This is a genomic window from Acetatifactor sp. (genome assembly GCF_982438285.1).
Genome location: NZ_CEWDFQ010000108.1, coordinates 1 through 8660, shown reverse-complemented (window position 1 = coordinate 8660; position 8660 = coordinate 1). Strand labels below are relative to the sequence as shown.

At 50.1% G+C, this 8660-nt stretch carries 8 protein-coding genes; 1 reads left to right on the top strand and 7 read right to left on the bottom strand.

The window, feature by feature from the left end; genetic code table 11:
- Nucleotides 1–755, top strand: a 755-nt coding sequence (gene holA / locus AC1WIP_RS07115; RefSeq protein ID WP_481141196.1) for a DNA polymerase III subunit delta, incomplete at its 5' end; no start/stop codon positions are given.
- Here holA and AC1WIP_RS07110 read toward each other — a convergent pair.
- The 7 genes from AC1WIP_RS07110 to AC1WIP_RS07080 form a co-directional block, all read right to left on the bottom strand.
- Nucleotides 744–2993: a DNA internalization-related competence protein ComEC/Rec2 gene (locus AC1WIP_RS07110; RefSeq protein WP_481141195.1), complete on the bottom strand. Its 2250-nt coding sequence runs from the start codon at nt 2991–2993 to the stop codon at nt 744–746. The two genes, holA and AC1WIP_RS07110, sit on opposite strands and share 12 nt — an antisense overlap.
- Before the next feature lie 21 nt (nt 2994–3014).
- Nucleotides 3015–3929: a GerMN domain-containing protein gene (locus AC1WIP_RS07105; RefSeq protein ID WP_481141194.1), complete on the bottom strand. Its 915-nt coding sequence runs from the start codon at nt 3927–3929 to the stop codon at nt 3015–3017.
- 16 nt (nt 3930–3945) lie between these two features.
- Complete coding sequence (locus AC1WIP_RS07100) at nt 3946–5439, bottom strand: sensor histidine kinase (protein ID WP_481141193.1); 1494 nt, start codon at nt 5437–5439, stop codon at nt 3946–3948.
- A 7-nt stretch (nt 5440–5446) separates the two neighbouring features.
- On the bottom strand, nt 5447–6142 hold the full coding sequence (locus AC1WIP_RS07095; RefSeq protein ID WP_318704569.1) for a response regulator transcription factor: 696 nt from the start codon (nt 6140–6142) through the stop codon (nt 5447–5449).
- 21 nt (nt 6143–6163) lie between these two features.
- Nucleotides 6164–6778, bottom strand: a complete 615-nt coding sequence (locus tag AC1WIP_RS07090; protein ID WP_481141192.1) for a helix-hairpin-helix domain-containing protein — start codon at nt 6776–6778, stop codon at nt 6164–6166.
- Nucleotides 6779–6881: 103 nt separating this feature from the next.
- Nucleotides 6882–7313 (bottom strand): DMT family transporter, encoded by a 432-nt coding sequence (locus AC1WIP_RS07085; RefSeq protein ID WP_481141191.1) that lies wholly within the window; start codon nt 7311–7313, stop codon nt 6882–6884.
- Nucleotides 7314–7389: 76 nt separating this feature from the next.
- A partial coding sequence (locus AC1WIP_RS07080) for a sugar ABC transporter substrate-binding protein (protein WP_481141190.1) occupies nt 7390–8660 on the bottom strand: 1271 nt, incomplete at its 5' end.

The window sequence follows — 8660 nt, the reverse complement described above, 5'->3', positions numbered from 1 at the left end:
GTGTGTTCTTCATCAAAAACAGCGGGTTGTTTAAGTCCGGAGGAGAAAAGCTGGCAGAATATTTAAGCGCGCCAAATGAGACCTCTTATTTCGTTTTCACGGAAAGCGAGGTGGATAAGCGCAGCAAGCTGTATAAAACAGTACAGTCTAAGGGATACGCCGCAGAATTCGGCCTGCAGGATGAAAATTCTCTGATGCGCTGGGCGGCGGGTATTTTGAACAGAGAAGGAAAGAAAATCACGGAAAGCACCATGCAGCTTTTTTTGTCCAAAACAGGAACGGATATGGAAAATATCCAGATGGAGCTGGAAAAGCTGATCTGCTACTGTATGGACAGGGACGTGGTCACAGCCCAGGATGTGGAAGCGGTGTGCACCAGCCGTATCAGCAATCATATTTTTGATATGGTTAACGCCATCGCGGACAAGCAGACGCAAAAGGCCCTGGAGCTCTACTATGACCTTCTGGCCTTAAAGGAGCCCCCCATGCGCATTTTATTTCTCATCGCCAGACAATGTAACCTGCTGCTGCAGACCAAGGAGCTGAAGGCAAGGGGCTACGATAACAAGACCATCGGCTCCAAAATCGGCGTCCCTCCCTTTATTGCCGGAAAATATACGGCCCAGGCAGCCCGTTTTAAGACCTCCGTTTTAAGGGGCGCTGTGCGCCGGTGCGTAGAGGCGGAGGAGGCGGTAAAAACGGGCCGCATGAACGATATTCTCAGCGTGGAGCTTTTGATTCTATCAGTTTTGTGAAAGAATCAGAATTTTTCCTCTCTTACAGGTTACTGTCACAGCTCCCGTATGAGGCGTCTGCAGGATTTGGACCTCCGCCTCTTCCAGCCGTCTAAGCACCTCCTCATGAGGATGTCCGTAGCTGTTTTCTTTTCCGCAGGAAATCACCGCAAGCTGTGGAGAAAGGCTGGAAAGCAGCTCCTTTCCTGTTGCGTTTTTAGAACCGTGATGTGCGGCCTTAAGTATGGTCACCTTTTCAATTCCCCGGCTCTTCAGCTGCTCTAAAAGAAGTGCTTCTCCTTCCTTTTCCGTATCCCCCGTAAGCAGCAGGGATAACGGCCCATCCTCCCATTTCACATAAAAGCATTGAGAATACACATTTGCATCCTCTCCGGAAAAGCCCTTTGGAGGATGGAGACAGAGAGCGGTCATTTTTCCGCTTGTAAAGGAATCCCCCGCCTTTATGTATCTTATGTCAGGGGGATTTTTAGGGCACTCTCCAGCTGCAGCAAGAAGGTCCGCAAAGGCTTCCTCCTTTTTGACTTCCTCAATATCCGGCAGTATCAGCTCCCCAAAAGTAATCTGTCCCTCCTTCAAAATTTCTTCTATCCCGTTTGTGTGATCCGAATCTGGGTGGGAGACAAAAACAGCGTCCACATGGGATACCCCCTGTCGCTTCAAAAAAGGCGCAAGCACATAGGTTCCCACGCCGTTTCGGCTGCTGCTGCCACAGTCAAACAAATAATTTTGTCCCGCCGCCGTCTGAATGCAGATGCAGTCCCCCTGTCCCACGTCTAAAAACGTGACCTTGTCCTTTGGCAGCCCGGAGAGGGAAAGCACCAAAAGCCCGGCGCAGATACACAGCCCCTTTGCTGCTTTTCCACGAAGCCTCCCCTTCCCCGCCGCTGCGGCTCCACACAGCAGCAGATAATAGACTGCGATCTGCCAGAATTTTGGCTGCCCCGGATTCCAGGTATGAAAAGGAAGCCCCTCAAAGATACAGCAGAGTCTTTCATATCCCTTTAAAAGCAAGGCACAGATTTCTCCCCAAAAACCCATGCCGGGAAGCGTCATTCCCAAAATTCCGGTGAGCATGATGGGCTCCATAAGGGGCAGTATCAGCAGATTGAGAAAAACCGAATACACCGGCACCTCGTAGTAAAACCACAGAAGAACCGGAAGGGTGGCCGCTGTTACGCTGACGCTGGCCTCCATGGACTCCCAGGCCCACTGGATTTTTTGATAAAGCTTTCCCTTTAGGACCCTTCTTATTTTCCCGGGCTCATACCTTTTTATTTTCTGCTTTCTCTCTCCCCCAAACAGCGCCGGCTTTAAGACTCCCATGCCAAGCACAGCTCCATAGGAGAGCAGAAATCCTGCATGGTACAAATACATAGGATTGAAAAGCAGCGTAACTGCTCCCGCCACTCCCAGGGCGGTAAGCATATCATAGGTTCTGCCCAGGATCTCTCCCAGCATCCGAATCAGATACATGGCGATAGCCCTTAAGGCAGACACCCCAAGCCCCGTCATAATGCCATAGAGAATCAAAATGCCGCTGCCTGCCAGGGCTGCCAGCCAGACTGGCATTCCCATGCGCCTGAGCAGACGATACAGCGTCATGCCGATCAGGGTGATATGCAGTCCGGAAATACTTAGAATATGCACAATTCCATTCCTCTTATATAATTCTTTGATTTCCCGGTCCAGACCGGAATCATCCCCTAACAGCATGGTGCTCATCACAGACGCCTCCCTTGGGGGCATAATAGAATACAATCTCTCCTTCCAATTTTGTCTTAGCTGGTACAGCGCTTCTGCCACAGCCCAATGGCTTTCACCCTTTGCCAGAAGCCTCCCCTCTGACAGCCTGCCTCCAATTCCCAGGGTTTTATAATATTGCCTCCGATCAAATTCCCCCGGATTGGATGCGGCATAAAAGGGCTCTATTTTGCCCGAAAGCAAAACAGCGCTGCCCAGGGGAAGAAGCTCTTTTTCCTCCCATTCACATATTATATTTTCCGTTAAAGGAATTTCCTGCTGCTGACCTGCAGCTGAAATCAGAATAGATACGTTTTTCAGATAAATGCTTTGATCTTCTTTTTGATAAATACGTCCTGTGACGGCAAGCGTTTCCCGGCCCTTCTGCCCGAAGGCCTCCAAAAAAGCCTCAAGGGTCCCGGGCGGACCACTCCCCCTGGTCCGCACAAGGGCTGTCAGCGCCAGGCACAGGCATATCATAAGCAAGGGTCTTTTCATCCTGCCCTTCCTTCCTGCCTTTTAAGGCTCCAGTGTGGTCACCATGTCAAGATTGCGCTCATAGGCAGCGCTGCCAAAGGAGGCTGGAACCTCTCCATTGATAAGAATCTGCACTCTGTTTATATTGGAAAGCTCCACCAAGGAATTGACGACTGCGTATATGGATATCTCCGTAGGCACATTGTTTACTACTGTCAGAAAGGTCTCGTCCAGATTTACGTAGCAGATACCGTCTCTGGTCATTACATTGATAATCTTCGTATCCGGATTGACAGAAGGATACACTCCCTCAATCTGGCCGCTTGGTCCCGCAATCAGCTCCTCCACCACAAAACGCTCCAGCGGCGTATTAGTGGAGTAATGCTTTTCACGGTAGGTCTCGATCAGCTTGTCTCCACCTTCGCTGGCAAAATAAAGGCTTACCCGCACAAGCTCGTAGGTATTGATTTCATTGCCGTCATTGTCAATAAACTGGTCTGCGCTCATCCATCCCACTGGATTCTCCAAATTGTCGTAAAGCTGCTCTCCCTCCACGTTAATTCCCACATAGCTGATCTCCGGAATCTGAGTGAGCGTGCGCACAATGGCCGCTCTGACCAGCACCTCAGTTGTGGGCGGCATTTCCTTATAGGCCGCATCCACATTTAAAAGCACCCTCTCCTCCTCCAGAGAAACGTCCAGCAGAGAAAAGCCCATGGCAAAGGGCGCTTTATACTCCAGCTTTTCCGGCATGGTGGACAGACATTCTATCAGCTCATCCAGCTGCTGCTTTGTGGTTGTGCCCTGCATCTGGTGTTCGTGCATTTCCACCTTTGTCTCCGTATTGCTCACATAGTAAACCTGATAAATGTTTTCGCCGCTCTCTTGTTTTCTTCCACAGGCGCCAAGAACCAGCAGGCAGAATAAAAAGAGCAGAATACTGTTCCATTTTTTCATAAAAATTCCCATTCGTTTATTGTGCAATATAGGTCAGCGGTATTTTGACCAAAAAGCAGGAGCCCTCTCCCTCCGTGCTGGTCACCGTGATGGAGCCTCTGTGCATCAGCACAGCGCTCTTTGTGATGGCCAGTCCAAGCCCGGTGCCTCCGATCTCACGGGAATGAGATTTGTCCACCCGGTAAAAACGCTCATAAATGTGCGCCAGAGATTCCTCTGGAATCCCCAGGCCGGAATCGCTGACAGAAAAGGTAAAAAACTGGTGATCCGCGTCCACAACAACCTTCACCCAGCCATGCTCCTTGTTATATTTGATGGCATTTTCCACCAGATTTGTCATAATGAGCGTCATCTTGACCTCATCCACCTCCGCCACCACCGGGCGCACACTCTCAAAGACTACCTCCACATCCTTCTTGCGCGCTATGGGACGAAGCCTTTTTAAGATCAGCTCCGTCAGCTCGTTGATATCCAGGGATACGATATTCATATCCTGTACCTTTTTATCCATCTTTACAAGCGTCAGCAGATCAGTGATAATCTGGTTTTCCCTGTCGATCTCAGAGACAATATCCTCCATAAACTCCCGGTACAGCTCTGCCGGGGCATTCTCCTGTACAAGCAGGGAGTCCGCCAATACCTTTATGGAGGTCATGGGCGTTTTCAGCTCATGGGACACGTTTGCCACAAATTCCTGTCTGGAGTCGTCCAGCGCCTTCATGCGCTTTAGCAGCTGATTGAAAGCGTCTACAATGTGGGCAGTCTCCACGTAATCGGATACGGAAATGCTTTCATCACTAAAGCCCTCCTTCACCTCATTGATGGCCTCCGTGACCCTGTTAAAGGGTCTGGCAAGCACTGCAGAAAGTATGATGGCAAGGGCCACAATGCCCATAATCATAAGGGCCTCCAGTATCACAGCCTTGCGGTTTAATGTGTCCATGGTAGAGGAGATGCTCTCGCTGGAAATACTGGTAAGCATAACTCCCTTCACCGCAGTGGAGCCGCTTTTTTCCTGCTCCGCCGTGGAATCTACGATAGGTGTGGTAAGCTCAATATAGCCATTTTCGCTGTCATAGTGGGACGTGGTTTCTCCCTGAAAGCATTTGATTACCTCCTCGGAGATAATGGTCTTGCCTTCGCTGATCCCGTAGGTATCCTTTATGATTTCAAAATTGCCGTTGATAATCATGACCCGGCCCTCATACAGATTGGAAAGCATCTCCAGCTCCGCATTGATCACTTCTCTGGAAGTGCGGTAGCTTTGATCCTCCGACCGGTAATTGATAAGATAATTATTGCTCACCAGATGGTTTGCCACGATCATCAGCTGGTTCTGGACAGTGGCAATGCGATTTTCCACCGCCCGCTCTTCGTAATTCTCCACAATCCCGTACCGCATCAAAACGCTGGGCACAATGCCCACTGCCAGAATAATCACAAAGATCCGGGCTTTCAAGCTCTTAAGCAGCAAAAGCTCCTTAAGCTTCTTTAAAAATTTACCGTTCATCTCCACCTTATGCATTCAAAAAATAATAGCCTACCCCCCACTTGGTGTGCACGTACTTAGGCTCGCTGGGGTTTTCTTCTATTTTTTCCCGGAGTCTTCTGATATGTACGTCCACCGTACGAACATCTCCGGGATAATCCGCTCCCCACACCAGCTTTAACAGACTTTCTCTGCTGTAGACCTTGTTTGGATTGAGCATAAGAAGCTCCAGCACCTCAAATTCCTTGGCGGTAAGGCCGATCTCCTTTCCCGCGATATAAGCCCTTCTGCCCTCGCAGTCAAGGCGCAGATCTCCGCTTTCCACGATTTTTGCCGCTTCCCCCGCCGCTTTTTTAGGCTCCACCCGGCGCATGATGGCCTTAATGCGCGCCTTCACCTCCAGAATGTTAAAGGGCTTGGTAATGTAGTCGTCCGCACCGTATTCCAGTCCAAGAATCTTATCCATGTCATCGCCCTTTGCCGTCAGCATAATAATGGGCACATTGGAAAATTCCCGAATCTGCTGGCAGACCTCAAAGCCGGTAAGCTTTGGCAGCATTACGTCCAGCAGAATGATATCGTATTGATTGTTTCTGGCATACTCCAGCGCTTCCTCGCCGTCGTAGGCACAGTCCACCTGCATGTCGTCCTGCTCCAGGCTGAAACGTATCCCTTTTACGATCAGTTTTTCGTCATCTACAACCAACGCTCTCTTAACCGCCATATCCGCCAATCCTTTCTCACACTAATCCGTTGTTATTTTATCCCTCAGCTTCTCATAAACACTTTCCTTGATGCCGGACACCTTCATGATATCCTCGATGCGCTCAAAGCCGCCGTTTTTTTCCCTATAGGCTATGATGTCCCCGGCCCTGGCAGAACCGATGCCCGGCAGCGTGCACAGCTCCTGTGCGTCTGCGGTGTTAATATTCACCAGCCCCTTTTTCAGAGCTTCCGTCTCATCTGCAAGCTCTGCAGCCTCCTGCACAGTGGGAAAATACAGCTTCTCTCCGTCCTCCACAGGGGCAGCCAGATTCACATAATTCTGATCAGCCTCCTCCAGAAAGCCTCCCGCCGCAAGCAGCGCATCCTCCGCCCGGCTTCCGGCCTTTAAAGCCACCACTCCCGGCTCCTTCACCGCTCCGCACACATGGACATAAAGAAGGCTCTCCTGCCCATCTATGCCTTCACGCTCCGCAAAGGCTTCTCCAGTCTCTTCTTTGGCCTGATTGTCCCCGCTGGCCGTCTCCTCCTCAGAGACAATAGCCAGCACATCGTCTCCTGTGCATCCACTCAAAAAAGCGCACAGCAATATTCCCATCACAGCCGTCCGCATTTTCTTGTAACAATTTCTCACCATAGTCCTCCTCCTTTCCGGTATCTTCCGAAAAATCAAAGGATTGCCTCTCTATGCTGATTGTATTTATTGTAAAGGAATTGCCCCCAATTTACAAGTGAGATTTTCATTTCCATTTAAAAATTATAATGCCTGCAATGGCAATTCCCATTCCCAAAGCCTTTCTCCACTCCCAGGGCTGCTTTTCTGTGCCGAAAAGCCCGAAAAGCTCTATCAGATATGCCACTGCCAGCTGGGCCGTCACAATGAGCATCACCGCTTTTGCAGGCCCCAGTGCATCCATGCTCTTAATCACCGTATAGGTGATAAAGGCTCCGATGGCGCCCCCAAACAGCATATACTTGGGCTGCACCTGCCACACATTCAAAAGAGAGCTTCTGTCTGTGCAAAGCCAGGCTCCCAGACAGACCAAAAGAGCAGTAAACTGCACAAAGGCGCTGGCGCTCCAAATGCTGGAGGCCTTTGTAACCTGTGTGTTAAACACTCCCTGAATACTCATAAGCGCCCCGGAAATCAGGGCAATCAAAAAACCAATCATGGAAAAAACCGCCTTTCTTTCAGATATCCATAGCGTTTCCCATGATTGGTAATTTATACATAAAAACCGCATTCCATCAGCCCGCGCTCATCTGAGAGGTGATCTGATCCGCCAGCTGCTGTACCAGCGCCGCCACATCCTCTCCATTCCACACCTTTGAAAACAAAATCTCAAGCTGCATCCAGAAATTTCCTGTCTCCATCATTTTAGGCAGAGGCATGCTTTCCGCATACTCCTCCATAAAAGCCTGGAGGGCTGTATTGTCCTCATTCACCGTCAAATTGGCTGACACCTTTCCGGTTCTCTCATACAGCTCATTGGCGTACTCATCCACCAGATAGGCAGCAAAGCGGTTTGCCAGCTCCTTATGCTGGGAATACCCGTTTACAGCCACCCCATTGGTTACAGAAAGAGAACGGCTTTTCAGCTCACCGCTTACATCGGGCATGGGCACAATTCCATATTCAAAGCCAAGGCTTCCCTCTGCCCTTGCCTCCTTAAGCCTTTCTGCCACATCTGTGGTACCTATGGTAAATACCGTTTTCCCATCGATAAAATCCTGTATTACGGAATCATAGGTTACCGTGTCCGATTCGATGTAAAAGAACTGGTTTAACGCTTTGTATACCTCAAGGCAGGCCACAGCCTCCTCATTGTTGATATTGATGTTGCCTGCATCGTCCCCGGTCTCTCCCCCTACGATCATATAATTCCCCACGATCCAGTAGTTGTAAAAGATATCGGACACGTCCCATTTCATAATGCCTTCTACACCCTCTGGAACGTCAAAGGTATCCGCAATGCTCAAAATTTCATCCACCGTCTGGGGAATGCCCGTCTCCAGATATTCCTGGGTTTTCTGGGCCAAAACCGCCTGGTCTAAAGCCTCCACAGCCTCCTGGGAAATCTCCTGGGCGCCTTCCCCGGCATCCACATCCGCTCCCGTCAGCTCCCGTTTCGCCTGCTGCAGCGCCCATTGTTCCAGATAATCCATATTTATCACAAGAGCGCTGGTCTCATAGAAAAAGGGGTAAGCTACCGTCTTACCCTGATAGGAAACCGCCGCCAGCGCTGATGGGGGAAAATAAGATTCATTACAGATATTCTGCTCATCCTCCACCGGTACGGCCAATCCCGCAAGATAAGCCTTTTCCAGCGCGTCATGGCTGATCACATAAACGTCGGGAATCTGCCTGGAATACAGGGACGCCTCGTTCACGGCCTCTAAATATTCGCTGTCCGAGGTCAGCATGGGAATCACCCGCACTCCCTCTTTTTCTCCGAAGGAAACTGCCGCGCTGTTGATAAAGCTGGTCATGGAGTCATCCGTATACCAAAAGTACAAAG

What these genes read in the sequence shown, in the direction of transcription:
- AC1WIP_RS07110 (WP_481141195.1), bottom strand. Translation starts at nt 2,993, where the DNA reads ATGAAAAGACCCTTGCTTATGATATGCCTGTGCCTGGCGCTGACAGCC.
- AC1WIP_RS07105 (WP_481141194.1), bottom strand. Translation starts at nt 3,929, where the DNA reads ATGAAAAAATGGAACAGTATTCTGCTCTTTTTATTCTGCCTGCTGGTT.
- AC1WIP_RS07100 (WP_481141193.1), bottom strand. Translation starts at nt 5,439, where the DNA reads ATGAACGGTAAATTTTTAAAGAAGCTTAAGGAGCTTTTGCTGCTTAAG.
- AC1WIP_RS07095 (WP_318704569.1), bottom strand. Translation starts at nt 6,142, where the DNA reads ATGGCGGTTAAGAGAGCGTTGGTTGTAGATGACGAAAAACTGATCGTA.
- AC1WIP_RS07090 (WP_481141192.1), bottom strand. Translation starts at nt 6,778, where the DNA reads ATGGTGAGAAATTGTTACAAGAAAATGCGGACGGCTGTGATGGGAATA.
- AC1WIP_RS07085 (WP_481141191.1), bottom strand. Translation starts at nt 7,313, where the DNA reads ATGATTGGTTTTTTGATTGCCCTGATTTCCGGGGCGCTTATGAGTATT.